Raw genomic sequence first — 17,745 nt, 5'->3', positions numbered from 1 at the left:
AACCACTGTAGTAGAGGCTCATAGTCTTCCCCACCTTTCTGCACAGGTTTCCCAGCCAGGGCAAAGGAATACCCCGGCCACCTGATATCAGGTATCAGGCGGGTGCCGGGGTAGCTGGGGTGAACGCGGTCAACTACTTCGAAGCGGGGTCGTCGTCGTCTTCGTCGTCCTCTTCGTCGTCGTCTTCGTCATCATCATCCTCGAAGTCGTCCTCATCGGAGTCATCAACGAAGAGATCGTAGACATCGGGCTCATCGAATTCCTCATCATCGAAGGGGACGAGCTGTTCCTCCCAGTCCTCGGCGTGGTCATCGGCGAGGGAGAGGACATCGAAAAGCCGGTCGAAGTCGGTGAAGGTACCCAGATCGAGAACCTCATCGGTTGCGAACTCCAGCTCGCCGGTCAGGTCCGCGAACATGCGCTGGCGGTCCTCCTCCGAGAGCACCGCATCGCCGTCGGATTCCCACAGCTCCTCGATGGCCTGATCCACCAGGTCCTCGAAGGTCTCCCCGATGGCGACGAAACTGACGGTGGCGGTGGGGACCCCATCCTCGACCTCGACCAGAACCTGCAGCTCAGAGTTCTGGCCGACCTCGGCGCGCACCAGGTTGGCGTTGACGGCATCCTGGTAGAACTCCAGATCCTGGATGCGTTCATCGGTGCCTTCCAGCAGATCACGCAGGACAGTGACCACCTGATCGGTGGCGACATGCTTGGCCACGGCGACCACGGCATCATCAATGGAGAACACCACGGAGACCAGGACGGCCTCGAAGTCCTCATCATCCTCATCCACATTGGCGGCGGCGATGTAGACATTGGCCGCCGGCAGGAGGGAATCGATCTCCACGAACTGGATCTCCAGGTCAGAGGTGATCGGAACGAACATTGTGTCGCCATTGACGCGCGATTCAATACCATCTCTGTCGAGCGCAGCTGCGATGTCCTCGAAAAAGCTCATGTTCGGATGACCTTCCATCTGGGTTGTGCCGGGGAGGGTCCCTCAGACACTGTCGACCACTCTAGTGCCCGATCTCCGGACATGCCTACCACTTCAGCGAAGGTGCGGACAGGAGGTGCACATCTCGGCATTCGGCGAGTGGTAGATCATACAGCACGCTGCGCGTTTGTAGCGCCCATCCGCTGAAAATCTCGGGGCGGGGACGGAGGCGGCGGTGGCTAGACCGTCGATAAGCTCCGTGGCCACCTCGCGCGCCAGCTCCTCCTCGAAGGCCTCCTCGCCCGCCTGGGAGGCCGCGATCGCCAGGCAGTCGCCCGCGACGGCCCACAGCGGCGCCGGCCGCAGCCCGGCCACCTCACAGAGCTTGTCGACGACCACCCCGATCGCCTCACCGTACTGCTGCCCCGCCAGCCGCCACTCCCCCGGACCGAGAAAGGCACCAGGCACGAAACCGAACCAGAACTCATCCCGCGCATGCAGCTGCCCCTGCCGGAGATCAAGGCTGGGAACCTGCTCAAACTCCACCATCGCATACACCGAGGGGGCAACCATCGCATTGCACAGCGTGTAGAACCACAACTGCCCCGCATGCTTGGGCTGGGCGATCTCGAAGATCTCCTGCCCCTTCGCCACCGCCGCGGTGACCGTCCCCGTGGCGGCGAGCTCCTCAACCGTGATCGGCCGGGCACCGGGCCCCGGCACCAGGGTGTCGGCGAACAGGGGGTACTGGGCCACAACCCGGTTCCAGAAACTCATCAACGTGCTCCAAACATCTGCATCAGATTCATCCAGCGCATCCCCGGCACGGGTTCCTCCTCATCACTCTGCGTGAGCAGGTAATCGAGTTCCGCGGCCAGGTCGGGGCGTCCCGTACCCCACTCCAGCATGTCATAATTCTCCCATGCCCTCCGTTTGGCCTGACGTGGGTCCCACGCCATGCGGCTGTTGACATCAATAATGAACGTGCCCCACCCCGGCGCATCATCGGTCTGGGCACGGTAGCGATGCCACCCCTGCCCCGGCGACGCCGTGCGGATGAACTCACCCCAGTGATGCTGCACCAGCTCGGTGATGTTCTCCAGATGCTCCGCCCCACCACCCAGGCGGGTGAACCCCATGGTGCGCGACGATTCATGATCCCCGAACACCGCATTGAGCTCAAAGGAGTGGATCGCCCCGAGCCCCAGCTTGCGCAACGACTCCGGCGCATAATCAAACCGGTACATCCACGTCGGCTCGAATTTCGCATGCGCCTGCGCCAGACGCACCGACGGGGCCCAGAAGATCGCATCCGCGAGCAACTGCGCGAACTCCGACCTGGACTCCGCACCCCCGTAGGCATCCAGCACCTGCTCGGTGTTCTCCGGATCGAACACACTGAGCATGCGCAGCGCGGACCTCCTGCGCGCCGAGCTGCGCAGATAGAACGCCTTGGAAAACGACGTCTCATCAGAATTGGTCCCGATGATCAGGGGGATCCGCGCCTGCCGGCCCTCCTCGAACATCACCAGCGGATGATCCGGCAGCAGCGTCCCGTCCACTGTCGGGCCATAACACGAATTCAGATACAGCAGCTCCCCCGACTTCCACAGCATCGACTGCCCGGCGCGCACAATGTCATCCGCCGACTCCGCACGCAGATCCTCCAGGGAGGTATCCCGGGGCATGGCCATCCGGTACACCAGCTCCCGGGCCCACAACTTCGACTGCGTGGGAGAATGCACCGTAGCCATCGGCGCCGACTGCACCACCGCCCGGTGGAACAACCCCTTCGCGGTGGGCACACACATCAGGGAAATCACCCCGGCAGCCCCCGCCGACTCACCCATCAGGGTGATGTTCTCCGCATCGCCACCGAAATTCGCGATATTCCTCTTGATCCAGTTGAGGGCCATGAGCTGGTCATGCAGGGCCGGGTTGGCCACGCAGTCCTCCCCCACCGACCGCAGATCCAGATACCCCAACGCACCCAACCGGAAATTGATGGACACGTACACCACGCCCATCTCCCTCACCAGGTTGTACCCCCGCAGCGCCTTCTCACTCGACGCCCCCATGATGTAGGAACCACCGTGGATATACACCACCACCGGCAGCTCCTCATTATTATCCGGCCTGACGATATCCAGATTCAGACAATCCTCCGACCCCCGGACCCGGTCAGTCCAGGAATACGTCGGCTGTGGGGCGACATCCCCGAACACCGAACAATCCCTGATCCCCTGCCACCTCTTCATCGGACGCGGCGCCCGGAACCGGTACCTCCCGCCGGTGTTGCGACCATAGGGAATCCCCCGCCACGTCCGCAGCCCCGGCCCCCGGACGCCCTTCACGAACCCCAACGAAGTGGGAACCACCAACTCATCAGCCAACACCGAACCCGCCGCACTATTGGCGATCGGCCCCTCAGGCCGCGGCTTCCACGTCGAACCATCCATAAGACCCAAGGCTAGGCCGGTTGCGAGGGGGCGGCAATTGAACAGCGACGGGTGTGAGCAGGATTGCCCTGGTCGGGCGGGGTGGCCCTCGCGCCAGGGGCCCGGTGTGGCAAATTCCGTTGTTCTGTCTCGGGCGTCCTGGGGAAACGTGGGGCCGGGGTGCACAAAACAACAGTTTTTGTCATAGCGGGCCAGCACCCGACCCCCGGCGTGGCAAATTCCGTTGGTTTTTGAACGCCATCCTGGGGAAATACTCCTCCTGGGCGCACAAAACAACAGTTTTTGTCACGGCACCTCACGCCAGGCCCGGCCGGCCGCGCGAAACCGCTCCGGTGGAAAGGGGCGGGGATGGTGGGAGGCCCTGCGGACCTGCTCGACGAGGCGCTCAATGCCGTCGCGGTGCGTGAAATCCGCAGCGTTCAAGCGGAATACCAGTAGACCCTCCTGGGTGAGCAGGCTGTGGCGTTTGAACTCCGATTTCGTGGCGGCCAGGGAGGAGACCCCGAACTCACCCTCGTGTTTTCCCATTCCGTCGTATTCGACGGCAACTGAAATCTCCTCGAAGAGGAAGTCGACACGCCCGAGGAGATCCCCGCGGGAATCATAGATGCCAACCTGCTGCAGGGGTGCGGGGAGCCCGGCGTGGAACATCGCCGCCTTGGTCACGGATTCCCGGGGGCTCTCTGACCAGGGCGTGGCCAGTCGCACCGCTGTCCGGGCTGAGGCGATCCCCTTGAAGCCACGCATCTGGTCTAGGTACTCCCGGAGTTTCGCCACGCTGGTCATGCGGGTTCGCAGTGCGTGATCCGTGTAGGTCACGGCCTCCCACATCGGATACCACCGGGCCACATCGATGCAGGTGCGGGTGGGGTTGGTGAGTCGGTACGCATCCTCACCCCTGCCGATGGCGAGGAGGTGTTCCGGCAGGTCAGGACCCAGATGTCGGTGGATAACCGGGGTTTCGGACCCGGTTCTGCGGTGTCCGATCTCCACCGGGATGTCAGTCAGTGACGACGGCAGTGGGAACCTGTGGAACAGGGCCGCTGTTCTTCCCACCAGGGGTGCTCCAGTCCGACGTGCGATCATGACCGCGTGCGCCTTCTTCTTATCTGTCTCCGACAGGGTGTGCCAGTACTCCGATTCCACGTAGACGCCGGTGGTGATCCGTATCAACCGGCCTCCGCGGACTTCACGCCGCAGCTCCCAGTAGTTGGGCTGGTCCAGCTCAGATGCCCGGTAGAAGGGCCCCGCGCCCAGATGGTTGTCCCCCACTGTCGATCCCTCCCCCGAAGAATTCCGCTGCCCCCATCAAAACACACCACCGGATGTGACTCAACACACGTATAATCTGCGGTTATGACCATCAACCTCATTGATAATGGCCCGATCGCCGTCGGCGACACCCACGAATTCCGTTACACCGTCCCCGGCAACAAGGCGGTGCCTGATCTGTATCCGGAGTCGGAGGAGTTCGCGGCGATGCCGAGGGTGTTCGCGACGGGGTTCTTCGTCGGCCTCATCGAATGGGCGTGCATGGACCATCTGAAGGCGAGCCTGCCGGAGGGCGCGATCTCCCTGGGGGTGGGTGTGGATATCACCCATGATGCGCCGGCCACGGAAGGGGCGGAGCTGGTGGTGAGGGTGACGGCCACGGGCGTCGGCAAGCGTTCTGCGGAGTGGTCGGTGGAGGTCACCGCGGGTGAGACGGTGCAGGGACGCGGCACGCACAAGCGGGTCGTGGTGGATCGGGAGCAGTTCACCGGCACCGTCAACAACCTCGCCGACAGCTTCGGCGCTATCCGGATCTGATTGGCCCCCACCGCCCCGGCTGTGTAAAAGAGTATAAAATCCAGTGCATGGTCAACCACGTCGACAGGGACACCACCCTGTGTATTTCTCTTGCTGCACGTCCGTCCAACCACGGGGTCCGCTTCCACAACTGGCTCTATGCTGAGCTGGGCCTGAATTTCCTCTACAAGGCCATCGCCCCGGCGGATATCACCGCGGCGGTGGCCGGTATCCGCGGGTTGAACATCCGGGGTGCGGGGGTGTCCATGCCGTACAAGGGTGATGTGATCCCGCTGATCGATGCGCTTGATCCGAGTGCGGAGCGGATCCGGTCGGTCAACACCATTGTCAATGATGACGGTCACCTGACCGGCTACAACACCGATTACACCGCGGTGCTCAACCTGCTCAGGGCCCACCAGGTCAACCCGGATCTGCATGTGGCCCTGCGTGGTTCCGGCGGGATGGCCAACGCCGTCATCGCCGCCCTGACCGATCACGGGATGCGCGGCACCGTGGTGGCGCGCAATCACACCACCGGTGCGGCCCTGGCCCAGCGGTACGGCTGGGAGTACTCCGCGCAGGTCCCGGAGCACGCCCAGGTTCTGGTCAATGTGACCCCATTGGGAATGAATGGACCCGACGAGGATGTTGTAGCTTTCGACAGGGATGAGATCGACCGCGCTGAGGTCATCTTCGACTGTGTCGCCTTCCCCGTGGAGACCCCCCTCATCAGGCTCGCGAGGTCCCAGGGTAAGAAGACGATCGACGGTGGAGAGGTTGCCGCCCTGCAGGCAGCCGAGCAGTTCCACCTGTACACGGGCGTCCGCCCCACCGATGAGCAGATCATCGCCGCTGAGGAGTACGCAGCACCTTAAACCCCCGCACCCACAGGAGGCTTGACATGGCCAGAGACACCACCACGTTCACCGATGCCATCAATTCCGACCCGCAATCCGTCGAGGACAATGCGGGCTGGGGCGGCAAGCTGCTCATTCCGGCCCTGGACCGGGCCGTGCACATGCAGACCGGTGCCATCGAGGCCTATGTGGCACGCCTGAAGCGGAAGAACCCGGATCATTCCCCGCAGCAGATCCAGAAGATCATGGATGATCACCTGAAGAGGATCGCCACCGGTTCCGGTGCGTCGGTGGGGTTGACCGCGGCGATCCCGGGCATCGGTTTCCTCACCGGTGCGCTGGCGATCAGCGCGGAGTCGCTGGTGTTTCTCGACGCCGTGGCCTTCTACACCATGGCGTCCGCCCATCTGCGCGGGGTGGATATCAGCCACCCGGAGCGTCGTCGGGCCCTGATCCTCGTGGTGCTGCTCGGTTCGCAGGGCACCGCGCTGGTGGATGCCGCCGTGGGTGATATCTCCAAGAAGCGCGCGCTCCCCGCCGCCAACATCTCGCGGTTCAGCATCAGTGGTCTGGCTGATGTGAACAGCCGTCTGCTGCGCATGGCCATCAAGCGTCTGGGCAGGCGTTTCCGAGGCGCGTGGCTGGGGAAGATCCTGCCGCTCGGCGTCGGTGCGGTGGTGGGCACCATCGCCAACCGCAAGCTGGCGTCCCGGGCGATCACCAATGTCGGCCAGTCGCTCGGTCCCCTGCCCGCCTAAGAAGCTTGTCGACGCCTCCCCGCCCCCTCACCCGACGAAAGGATCCCTCCCCCGCCGGTTTCACCCCCGAAAGGCCCGCAGTTGCCCCGTAGCACCTCACCCACCCCCAACCGCATCCGCCAGCTGATCACCGTGGCGTGGCAGCGGCCTGCCCTGACCAGCATCACCGTCATCGCCGCGGTGCTGGCCACCCTCTTCGAACTCGCGATCCCCCTGCTCACCGGCGGGGCCATCGACATCGCTCTGGGCCAGACGGGTGCCACCCTGACCACCTCCCTGCTCGACGCCATCACCCCGACGGGCACGAGCATGCTCACCGCCGTGATCACAATGATCATCATCGTGGCGCTGGCGCGCTATGCCACCCAGTTCGCACGCCGGTACACCGCAGGGCGGCTGAGCATCGGTGTGCAGCACGACATCCGTCTGCAGGTGCTGGCCACCCTGCAACGTCTCGACGGCCCCGGCCAGGATGATATCCGCACCGGCCAGGTGGTCTCCCGGTCGATCTCGGATATCAACCAGGTCCAGGGCCTGCTGGCGATGATGCCCATGATCATCGGCAACGTGGTCAAACTGGTGGTCACCCTGGTGATCATGCTGTTGATCTCCCCGCCGCTGACCATCATCGCGGTCATCCTGGTGCCCCTGCTGCTGTTCGCGGTGGCCTATTCCCGGCGCGCCCTGTTTGCCTCCACGTGGTCAGCGCAGCAGAAGGCCGCGGACCTGGCCACCCATGTTGAGGAGACAGTCTCGGGCATCCGGGTGGTCAAGGCGTTTGTGCAGGAGGACCGGGAGGTGGGGAAACTCGAGGACAACGCCCGGGATCTCTACTCCCAGCGCATGCGCACCGCGCGTCTGACCGCGCGGTTCATCCCCATGGTGGAGCAGCTGCCGCAGATCGCCCTGGTGGTCAACATCGTCGGTGGTGGTTATCTCGCCATGACCGGCCAGATCACGGTGGGTACTTTCGTCGCGTTCTCGGCGTACCTCACCAGCCTCTCGGCGGTGGCCCGGTCCCTGTCGGGGATGCTCATGCGGGTGCAGCTGGCCCTGTCGTCGGTGGAGCGGGTCTTCGAGGTCGTCGATCTGGAACCGGAGCACCACGATCCCGTGGACACCATCACCATCCCCGACAACCAGCCCCTCGGCCTGCGCCTGTCCGATGTGCACTTCCGGGGCATCCTCAACGGCCTGGATCTCACGGTCAACCCCGGGGAGACCATGGTGCTGGTGGGCCCACCGGGATCGGGTAAGACCATGGCGGTGCAGCTGGCCGGGGCCTTCTACCAGCCGGAGCAGGGCCACCTCGCATTCCTGGATGCCCAGGGCCGCCAGCTACCCTTCGAGCGTCTCACCCGCGCTGATATCCGCAGCAACCTCATCGCCGTGTTCGATGAGCCGTTCCTGTATTCCACCACCGTCCGCGACAACATCGCGATGGGGCTTGATGTCACCGACGAGGAGGTGCGGCGCGCGGCGGAGATGGCGCAGGCACATGAGTTCGTCGACAAGCTCCCCAATGGTTACGCCGAGGTGGTCGGCGAACGTGGACTGACGCTCTCCGGTGGGCAGCGGCAGCGCATCGCGCTGGCCCGGGCGTTCCTGGCCCGCCCGCGGGTGCTCGTGCTCGATGATGCCACCTCCGCGATCGATGCGACCACCGAGGACCGCATCTTCCGCGCCATCCGCGAGGAACTCACCGATGTCACCATCCTCATGGTCGCCCACCGGCATTCCTCCCTGGAACTCGCCGACCGCGTCGGCCTGGTGGAACGCGGTGTGGTCACCGCCCACGGCACCCTGGAGGAGATGAACCGGCATGCCCGGTTCGCCCACCTCATGGCGCTTGATTTCAAGGAGCCGGGCACCCCGGAGTTCGAACTCGACGGCGCCGCCGAACCCGACCACGATGAGCTGTGGCCCGAGGTGTCGGAACAGGGCAGTAGATACCGTCTCATCACCAACACCTCGAGTGTCGGTGGGCGCGGAAGCGGGGCATCCATGCCCGCCACACCCGAGCTGATCACACGGGTGGAGGCGCTGCCCCCGGCCACGGAGCAGCCCCGGATCGACACCACGCGGTTGAAGAACGAGTCCCGCCCCTTTGAGCTGGGCCGGCTCTTCCGCCAGGTGCGGTTCCTCATCGCGGCGGTCATCGGTCTGCTGCTGGTGGGTGTGGTCGCCGATCTGGCGTTCCCGACACTGATGCGCATGGCCATCGACAATGGTGTCCGGGCCCGCGACACCGGCACCCTGTGGACCATCGCCGGGGTGGGTGCGGTCGTGGTGCTGCTCGGCTGGGCGGCCGCGACCGTCAACACCGTGCTCACCGCCCGGACCGGCGAGCGTCTCCTGTTCGGTCTGCGGCTGCGGTCGTTCGTGCACCTGCTGCGCCTGAGCATGGACTATTTCGAACGCACCATGTCGGGGCGCATCATGACGCGGATGACCACCGACATCGACAACCTCTCCTCCTTCCTGCAGACCGGCCTGGCGCAGACGGTGGTCTCGGTCGGCACCCTCGTCGGTGTGGTGAGCATGCTGCTGATCACCGATGCCACCCTCGCACTCGCAGCGCTGGCGGTGGTGCCGGTGATCGTGGTGCTCACCCTGATCTTCCGGCAGATCTCCTCGCGTCTGTACACCCAGGCCCGCGAGCAGATCAGCCAGGTCAACGCCACCTTCCAGGAATCCATCGCCGGCCTGCGCACCGCGCAGATGCACCGCATGGAGGACCGTGTCAATGACACCTTCGAACGAGAGGCCGAGGAGTACCGCCGCCTGCGTGTGAACTCCCAGACCGCCGTGTCGATCTACTTCCCCGGCCTCACCGCCCTGTCCGAGATCGCCCAGGCGCTCGTGCTCGGCCTGGGTGCCTGGCAGGTGGCCCGCGGGCAGCTCAGCCCCGGTGTGCTCGTGGCGTTCGTGCTCTACATGGGCCTGATGTTCGGGCCCATCCAACAGCTCAGCCAGATCTTCGACAGCTACCAGCAGGCCGCCGTGGGCTTCCGCCGCATCCGCGAGCTGCTGACCACCACCCCCTCCGTACCCGACGACGGCACCGCACCCGGGGCGCGCAGCGCCGCCGGCGGCGAGCTGATGCTTGACGACGTCTCCTTCGCCTACACCGACACACCCATCCTGGAAAGTGTGCACCTGAGCATCGAACCGGGCACCACCGTCGCGGTGGTGGGCCCCACGGGCGCGGGCAAATCCACCATCGTGAAATTGCTGTCCCGGCTCTACGACCCCACTGACGGGCAGGTGCTGGCCTCCGGCACCGACATCCGTGACTTCCCCACGCGTGACTGGCGGCTCGCGATCGGTCATGTACCGCAGGAGGCCCACCTGTTCTCCGGTACCGTGGCCGACAACATCGGGTACGGGATGACGGGGGCGTCGCAAAGCATGATCGAGGATGCCGCCCGCCGGGTGGGGGCGCTCACCGCCATCGCCGCGATCCCGGGGGGATTCAACCACCCCGTCGGTGAACGCGGACGCGGCCTGTCCTCCGGGCAGCGGCAGCTGATCGCTCTGGCGCGCGCCGAGCTCATCGAACCGGTGATCATGCTTCTCGACGAGGCCACCTCCACCCTCGACCCCGCCACCGAGACGGTCATCCTCAACGCCTCCGACCGGGTCACCCGGAACCGCACGAGCGTGATCGTCGCGCACCGGCTCGCCACCGCTAGCCGGGCCGACCGGATCATCGTGGTTGACGGGGGACGTATCATCGAGGATGGTTCCCACGATGAACTTCTGGGAGCGAATGGAACCTACGCAACAATGTGGCATTTAGTAGGGTGACAGGATATTTTAGGAAAGACTGTTACCAAAAGGTGCTAATACTGGGGTGCTAGGTCCCCGCGACCGGAACCAGCGTTACAGTGGATAAAATAAAGCCCATTTAGAACCCTCAACAAGCAAGGAAAAGAGGCGAGTACCTGCCGTGAGCAGCGCTAGTACTTTCGGCCAGAACGCGTGGCTGGTGGATGAGATGTTCCAGCAGTTCAAGAAGGACCCCCAGTCCGTGGACAAGGAATGGAGAGAGCTCTTCGAGTCTCAGGGGGGTCCCCAGGCTGAAAAGGCTACCCCCGCCACCCCCGAAGCCAAGAAGGCAGCTTCGTCGCAGTCCTCAACTTCCGGACAGTCCACCGCCAAGGCTGCCCCTGCCGCCAAGACCGCACCGGCCTCTGCGCCAGCCAAGGCTGCCCCTGTTAAGCAAAACCAGGCGTCCAAGCCTGCCAAGAAGGCCAAGGAGTCCCCCCTGTCCAAGCCAGCTGCCATGCCTGAGCCGGGAACCACCCCACTCAGGGGCATCTTCAAGTCCATCGCCAAGAACATGGACCTCTCCCTCGAGGTGCCCACCGCCACCTCCGTCCGCGACATGCCCGCGCGCCTCATGTTCGAGAACCGCGCCATGGTCAACGACCAGCTCAAGCGCACCCGTGGCGGCAAGATCTCCTTCACCCACATCATCGGCTACGCCATGGTGAAGGCTGTCATGGCACACCCGGACATGAACAACTCCTATGACATCGTCGACGGCAAGCCGTCCCTGGTCGTCCCGGAGCACATCAACCTCGGCCTGGCCATCGACCTCCCCCAGAAGGACGGCTCCCGTGCCCTCGTGGTCGCCGCCATCAAGGAAACCGAGAAGATGACCTTCTCCCAGTTCCTGGAGGCCTATGAGGACGTTGTGGCACGCTCCCGCGTCGGCAAGCTCACCATGGATGACTACCAGGGTGTCACCATCTCCCTGACCAACCCGGGTGGCATCGGTACCCGCCACTCCATCCCGCGTCTGACCAAGGGCCAGGGCACCATCATCGGTGTCGGTTCCATGGACTACCCGGCCGAGTTCCAGGGTGCCTCCGAGGACCGTCTCGCCGAGCTCGGTGTGGGCAAGCTCGTCACCATCACCTCCACCTACGATCACCGCGTCATCCAGGGCGCGGAATCCGGTGAGTTCCTGCGCACCATGTCCCAGCTGCTCGTGGACGATGCGTTCTGGGATCACATCTTCGAGGAGATGAACGTTCCCTACACCCCGATGCGCTGGGCACAGGACCTGCCCAACACCGGTGTGGACAAGAACACCCGTGTCATGCAGCTCATCGAGGCCTACCGCTCCCGCGGTCACCTCATCGCCGACACCAACCCACTGCCCTGGGTCCAGCCCGGCATGCCCGTCCCGGATCACCGTGACCTCGACATCGAGACCCACGGCCTGACCCTGTGGGATCTGGACCGTACCTTCCACGTCGGTGGTTTCGGTGGCAAGGAGACCATGACCCTGCGCGAGGTGCTCAGCCGCCTCCGCGCCGCCTACACCCTCAAGGTCGGCTCCGAGTACACCCACATCCTCGACCGCGATGAGCGCACCTGGCTGCAGGACCGCCTCGAGGCCGGTATGCCCAAGCCCACCGCCGCCGAGCAGAAGTACATCCTGCAGAAGCTCAACGCCGCCGAGGCATTCGAGAACTTCCTGCAGACCAAGTACGTCGGCCAGAAGCGTTTCTCCCTCGAGGGTGCCGAGTCACTGATCCCGCTGATGGACTCCGCCATCGACACCGCCGCAGGCCAGGGCCTTGACGAGGTCGTCATCGGCATGCCCCACCGTGGTCGCCTCAACGTGCTGTTCAACATCGTCGGCAAGCCACTGGCCTCGATCTTCAACGAGTTCGAGGGCCAGATGGAGCAGGGCCAGATCGGTGGCTCCGGTGACGTGAAGTACCACCTCGGTTCCGAGGGCACCCACCTGCAGATGTTCGGCGACGGCGAGATCAAGGTCTCCCTCACCGCCAACCCCTCCCACCTCGAGGCCGTCAACCCGGTCGTGGAGGGCATCGTCCGCGCCAAGCAGGACATCCTGGACAAGGGCCCGGACGGCTACACCGTCGTCCCGCTGCTGCTCCACGGTGACGCCGCCTTCGCCGGCCTGGGCATCGTGCCCGAGACCATCAACCTCGCAGCCCTGCGTGGTTACGATGTCGGTGGCACCATCCACATCGTGGTCAACAACCAGATCGGCTTCACCACCACCCCGGACTCCAGCCGTTCCATGCACTACGCCACCGACTGCGCCAAGGCCTTCGGTTGCCCGGTGTTCCACGTCAACGGTGACGACCCCGAGGCTGTGGTCTGGGTCGGCCAGCTGGCCACCGAGTACCGTCGCCGCTTCGGCAAGGATGTCTTCATCGACCTCATCTGCTACCGCCTGCGCGGCCACAACGAGGCTGATGACCCATCCATGACCCAGCCGAAGATGTACGAGCTGATCACCGGCCGCGACTCCGTGCGTGCCACCTACACCGAGGACCTCCTCGGCCGTGGTGACCTCTCCCCCGAGGACGCCGAGGCCGTTGTCCGCGACTTCCACGACCAGATGGAATCCGTGTTCAACGAGGTCAAGGAAGCCGGCAAGAAGCAGCCTGATGAGCAGACCGGCATCACCGGTTCCCAGGAACTGACCCGTGGCCTGGACACCAACATCACCCGCGAGGAACTGGTCGAACTCGGCCAGGCCTTCGTCAACACCCCAGAGGGCTTCACCTACCACCCACGTGTGGCACCGGTGGCCAAGAAGCGTGCCGAGTCCGTCACCGAGGGTGGCATCGACTGGGCATGGGGCGAGCTCATCGCCTTCGGCTCCCTGGCCACCTCCGGCAGGCTGGTCCGCCTCGCCGGTGAGGATTCCCGCCGTGGTACCTTCACCCAGCGTCACGCCGTGGCCATCGACCCGAACACCGCCGAGGAGTTCAACCCGCTCCACGAGCTGGCACAGGCCAAGGGCGGCGGCAAGTTCCTCGTCTACAACTCCGCGCTGACCGAGTACGCGGGTATGGGCTTCGAATACGGCTACTCCGTGGGCAACCCGGACGCCGTGGTGTCCTGGGAGGCACAGTTCGGTGACTTCGCCAACGGTGCACAGACCATCATCGATGAGTACATCTCCTCCGGTGAGGCCAAGTGGGGCCAGACCTCCTCGGTCATCCTGCTGCTGCCCCACGGTTACGAGGGCCAGGGTCCGGACCACTCCTCCGCACGCATCGAGCGTTTCCTGCAGCTGTGCGCCGAGGGTTCCATGACCATCGCCCAGCCGACCACCCCGGCGAACTACTTCCACCTGCTGCGTCGTCACGCACTGGGCAAGATGAAGCGCCCGCTGGTCGTCTTCACCCCGAAGTCCATGCTGCGCAACAAGGCCGCCACCTCCGCTCCGGAGGAGTTCACCGAGGTCACCCGCTTCAAGTCCGTGATCGACGATCCGAACGTGGCGGATGCCTCCAAGGTGAAGAAGATCATGCTGTGCTCCGGCAAGATCTACTACGAACTGGCCAAGCGCAAGGAGAAGGACAACCGCGACGACATCGCGATCGTGCGCATCGAGATGCTGCACCCGATCCCGTTCAACCGTCTGCGCGACGCCTTCGACGGCTACCCCAACGCCGAGGAGATCCTGTTCGTTCAGGACGAGCCGGCAAACCAGGGTGCCTGGCCGTTCTACCAGGAGCACCTGCCCAACCTCATCGAGGGCATGCTCCCGATGCGTCGCATCTCGCGCCGTTCCCAGTCCTCGACTGCGACCGGTATCGCGAAGGTGCACACCATCGAGCAGCAGAAGCTGCTGGATGATGCGTTCAACGCATAAACGTTAATACAGCGGTTGATACCTTGAACCCCGCCCGCACCCTTTAGATGCGGGCGGGGTTTTGCTTTGCCTGCATAGGCGATAATATTCATATATCACCCATCACGTTTAAGTTCTGCATTTGGATCGTGCGAGCATCCCGGTCACCCAGGAAATTCCGGCTTTTGCTCGCACCATCATCAGTGCAGGTAGATGACTTTCCAAGGCGATATTGTCGGTTTCCTTCCTGAAACGCTGCGCTATTTGAGAACAGCGCTCGCAACGTCTCCTAAAACACCTAATCAGGGGCTATTATTTATCAGGGCACCTGCCGTCGTTAGTTCGACGGCCTTTCATTGAGGGGACGAGATCGGCCCCAGTTTCTGGGGGGATTCTGTGGACCCTGCCGTCGTTAGTTCGACGGCCTTTCATTGAGGGGGACCACTATGGAATCGATCGTGGCGTCGATGAGGAACCTGCCGTCGTTAGTTCGACGGCCTTTCATTGAGGGTTTGCTTTGTGGAGGATGGCATCCTCTACGATTCCCTGCCGTCGTTAGTTCGACGGCCTTTCATTGAGGGCTGGTGGAGAAGGTCAACCGCCTCATCGAGGGCGCACCACCTGCCGTCGTTAGTTCGACGGCCTTTCATTGAGGGGACGACTACGGCTGGCTCTACCAGTGGCACCCCTCCCCTGCCGTCGTTAGTTCGACGGCCTTTCATTGAGGGTCTTCCAGCGAGCTCCACAGCGCCCGCTGCAGCCCCTGCCGTCGTTAGTTCGACGGCCTTTCATTGAGGGCCCTAGCCCCCCAGGAAAGACGCATCATGAACAACCCTGCCGTCGTTAGTTCGACGGCCTTTCATTGAGGGCGTTCGACTTCGCCAGACGTGGCGTCGACGCCCGACCCTGCCGTCGTTAGTTCGACGGCCTTTCATTGAGGGAGGCCAGCTACCCCGGCTGGGACCCGGGCGCCCTGCCTGCCGTCGTTAGTTCGACGGCCTTTCATTGAGGGACACACGGGGTGCACCATTGTGATCTGGTGCCTTACCTGCCGTCGTTAGTTCGACGGCCTTTCATTGAGGGCTGATCGGACGTGTCGTAGATGGTGAGGTCCTCACCTGCCGTCGTTAGTTCGACGGCCTTTCATTGAGGGGGGGTGGGCGCACGACTCGGCAGGGCAATCGCGGCCTGCCGTCGTTAGTTCGACGGCCTTTCATTGAGGGTTATCCTCACCCCGGGTCCGCGTCACTCGATCATACCTGCCGTCGTTAGTTCGACGGCCTTTCATTGAGGGCCTCCATCAGCAATGGGGGTGTCGTTCCATCCTGCCCTGCCGTCGTTAGTTCGACGGCCTTTCATTGAGGGATCGAGAAGATCTTCGCGCTTGAGTCCGGGGCGTCCCTGCCGTCGTTAGTTCGACGGCCTTTCATTGAGGGAGCTTTACTGGTGCTGTAAACCTGTATGAAGGTCTCCTGCCGTCGTTAGTTCGACGGCCTTTCATTGAGGGGGTTCGCGGTGCGTGCTGACGGGCACCGATCAGCTGATCCTGCCGTCGTTAGTTCGACGGCCTTTCATTGAGGGCTCAATGGACTTGGCGAAGCTGAAGATGCCTATGTCCTGCCGTCGTTAGTTCGACGGCCTTTCATTGAGGGCCCGGCATCAAGGTTGGGGACTACATCGTCCGCAAAACCTGCCGTCGTTAGTTCGACGGCCTTTCATTGAGGGATCCTCTGGCTCACCAGCATCATCCGATCCTGGCCTGCCGTCGTTAGTTCGACGGCCTTTCATTGAGGGCTTCGATAAGTTCCCGTGCCCCACCAAGACCAACCACCTGCCGTCGTTAGTTCGACGGCCTTTCATTGAGGGCCGATCGTCGTCCCGAACAAACCAACGGGGTGGAGTCCATTAGCGTGGTGTATCTGTAACTGCCGGTGAGGGACCCCATGAACACATGAGGCGACCACCGCAGGTACCTTTCGACTCAACTCCTACATATCCTCGAAAGGACAACCCACGATGGCCGCTGGACCCTATTCTATCGACCCCACCACCTACCTCGACGAATTGCTCGCCCAAGCATCCCCCGATCTCATGCGAGAGATGCTCCAGGGCTTCATCAACCAGATCCTGTCCACCCAAGCCGACCAGGTGTGCGGCGCCGACTACGCCACCGTGTCTCAGGACCGGGTGAACACCCGCAACGGATACCGCCACCGCGACTTCGACACCCGCGTGGGCACCATCGACGTCGCGGTCCCGAAACTACGCACCGGATCGTTCTTCCCCGACTGGCTGTTGGAACGCCGCACCCGGGCTGAACGAGCCCTGACCACCGTGATCGCCACCTGCTACCTCAAAGGTGTGTCCACCCGCAGGATGAACGACCTGGTCGCCACCTTAGGGATCAACAATCTCTCAAAGTCCCAGGTGTCAGACATGGCCAAAGACCTTGATCAGATGGTCGAAGAGTTCCGCACCAGACCCCTTGATACCGGCCCCTACCTCTATGTTTCCTGCGACGCCCTGACCATGAAGGTGCGTGAAGGCGGCCGAGTGGTGAAAACCTCTGTCCTGCTGGCTACCGGTGTCAATGCCGAGGGCTATCGGGAATTACTTGGTATGCAAGTCGCCACAGCCGAGTCCGTGGCATCGTGGACCGGGTTCTTCCGGGACCTCAAAGCCCGCGGGCTCAACGAGGTCTATTTGGTCACCAGTGATGCCCACCTGGGAATTCAGCACGCCATCGGTGAGGTCCTGCCGAATGCCTCGTGGCAACGGTGTCGCACGCACTTTTCCAAGAACTTGTACGGGATGGTATCGAAAACACAATGGCCAACGTTATCGGCGATGTTCCACACCATCTTCCAGCAGCCGGATGCACAATCGGTGTGGGGTCAGGCCCGTGAGGTCGTGGCCTTTTGTGAGCAGAAGTTCCCGGATGTGGCCGATTACCTGGAGGAAGCTCTTGATGAGCTGCTGGCATTCACGAACGCGCCCAAGAGTGTGTGGACCAAGGTCTGGTCGAATAACCCCACCGAGAGGCTCAATCGCGAGATCCGCCGGCGCACCGATGTCGTCGGCATCTTCCCCAACCGTGATGCTGTCGTGCGCCTGGTCGGGGCTGTCCTGGCGGAACAGCATGATGATTGGATTCAGCAGAAGCGGTACATGTCGTTGACCAGTTTGGAGCAGACCAGGGCGATGATGACGGCGAACATCATCGATTCGGACGATATTACTTCTGAGATCATCCGGAAGGATGTGGCATGAGCCAGGGTCAGTATTTAGCTCGTGATGGTCCGTG

10 protein-coding genes and 1 CRISPR repeat array are annotated in these 17,745 nt (G+C 63.3%); of the genes, 6 read left to right on the top strand and 4 right to left on the bottom strand.

The features are described from left to right. Nucleotides 1-133 precede the first annotated feature (133 nt). From CE_RS06055 to CE_RS06040, 4 genes are all read right to left on the bottom strand, one after another. Nucleotides 134-961 (bottom strand): hypothetical protein, encoded by an 828-nt coding sequence (locus tag CE_RS06055; protein WP_006769843.1) that lies wholly within the window; start codon nucleotides 959-961, stop codon nucleotides 134-136. 93 nt (nucleotides 962-1,054) lie between these two features. Further along, nucleotides 1,055-1,717, bottom strand: a complete 663-nt coding sequence (locus CE_RS06050; RefSeq protein WP_006769844.1) for a (2Fe-2S)-binding protein — start codon at nucleotides 1,715-1,717, stop codon at nucleotides 1,055-1,057. After that, nucleotides 1,717-3,399 carry a carboxylesterase/lipase family protein gene (locus tag CE_RS06045; protein ID WP_006769845.1) on the bottom strand — a complete coding sequence of 561 codons (1,683 nt, stop codon included), beginning with the start codon at nucleotides 3,397-3,399 and terminating at the stop codon, nucleotides 1,717-1,719. The genes CE_RS06050 and CE_RS06045 overlap by 1 nt, the downstream gene beginning before the upstream one ends. A 285-nt stretch (nucleotides 3,400-3,684) precedes the next feature. Continuing rightward, a complete protein-coding gene (locus CE_RS06040) occupies nucleotides 3,685-4,671 on the bottom strand; it encodes a hypothetical protein (protein WP_006769846.1) in 987 nt (328 codons plus the stop codon). An 84-nt stretch (nucleotides 4,672-4,755) separates the two neighbouring features. Between CE_RS06040 and CE_RS06035 the strand changes: the two genes are divergently transcribed. From CE_RS06035 to CE_RS06010, 6 genes are all read left to right on the top strand, one after another. Beyond that, nucleotides 4,756-5,208, top strand: a complete 453-nt coding sequence (locus tag CE_RS06035) for a thioesterase family protein (RefSeq protein WP_006769847.1) — start codon at nucleotides 4,756-4,758, stop codon at nucleotides 5,206-5,208. A 47-nt stretch (nucleotides 5,209-5,255) separates the two neighbouring features. After that, on the top strand, nucleotides 5,256-6,065 hold the full coding sequence (locus tag CE_RS06030; protein ID WP_006769848.1) for a shikimate 5-dehydrogenase: 810 nt from the start codon (nucleotides 5,256-5,258) through the stop codon (nucleotides 6,063-6,065). Between the two features lie 26 nt (nucleotides 6,066-6,091). Beyond that, nucleotides 6,092-6,805 (top strand): hypothetical protein, encoded by a 714-nt coding sequence (locus CE_RS06025; RefSeq protein WP_006769849.1) that lies wholly within the window; start codon nucleotides 6,092-6,094, stop codon nucleotides 6,803-6,805. An 81-nt stretch (nucleotides 6,806-6,886) separates the two neighbouring features. Next, the gene (locus CE_RS06020) at nucleotides 6,887-10,615 is read left to right on the top strand and encodes an ABC transporter ATP-binding protein (RefSeq protein ID WP_006769850.1); all 3,729 of its coding nucleotides are present in this window, start codon (nucleotides 6,887-6,889) and stop codon (nucleotides 10,613-10,615) included. 142 nt (nucleotides 10,616-10,757) lie between these two features. Continuing rightward, nucleotides 10,758-14,462: a multifunctional oxoglutarate decarboxylase/oxoglutarate dehydrogenase thiamine pyrophosphate-binding subunit/dihydrolipoyllysine-residue succinyltransferase subunit gene (locus tag CE_RS06015; protein ID WP_006769851.1), complete on the top strand. Its 3,705-nt coding sequence runs from the start codon at nucleotides 10,758-10,760 to the stop codon at nucleotides 14,460-14,462. Between the two features lie 306 nt (nucleotides 14,463-14,768). Continuing rightward, a CRISPR array of direct repeats spans nucleotides 14,769-16,307; the repeat unit is 36 nt; unit sequence CCTGCCGTCGTTAGTTCGACGGCCTTTCATTGAGGG. A 150-nt stretch (nucleotides 16,308-16,457) separates the two neighbouring features. Further along, nucleotides 16,458-17,711 carry an IS256 family transposase gene (locus CE_RS06010; protein WP_011075333.1) on the top strand — a complete coding sequence of 418 codons (1,254 nt, stop codon included), beginning with the start codon at nucleotides 16,458-16,460 and terminating at the stop codon, nucleotides 17,709-17,711. Nucleotides 17,712-17,745: the final 34 nt, after the last annotated feature.

Origin of the sequence: Corynebacterium efficiens YS-314 (assembly GCF_000011305.1) — a bacterium.
Classification (GTDB): Bacteria; Actinomycetota; Actinomycetes; order Mycobacteriales; family Mycobacteriaceae; genus Corynebacterium; species Corynebacterium efficiens.
The sequence above is the reverse complement of the archived record's forward strand: the minus strand, read 5'-3'. Positions and strand labels throughout refer to the sequence as shown.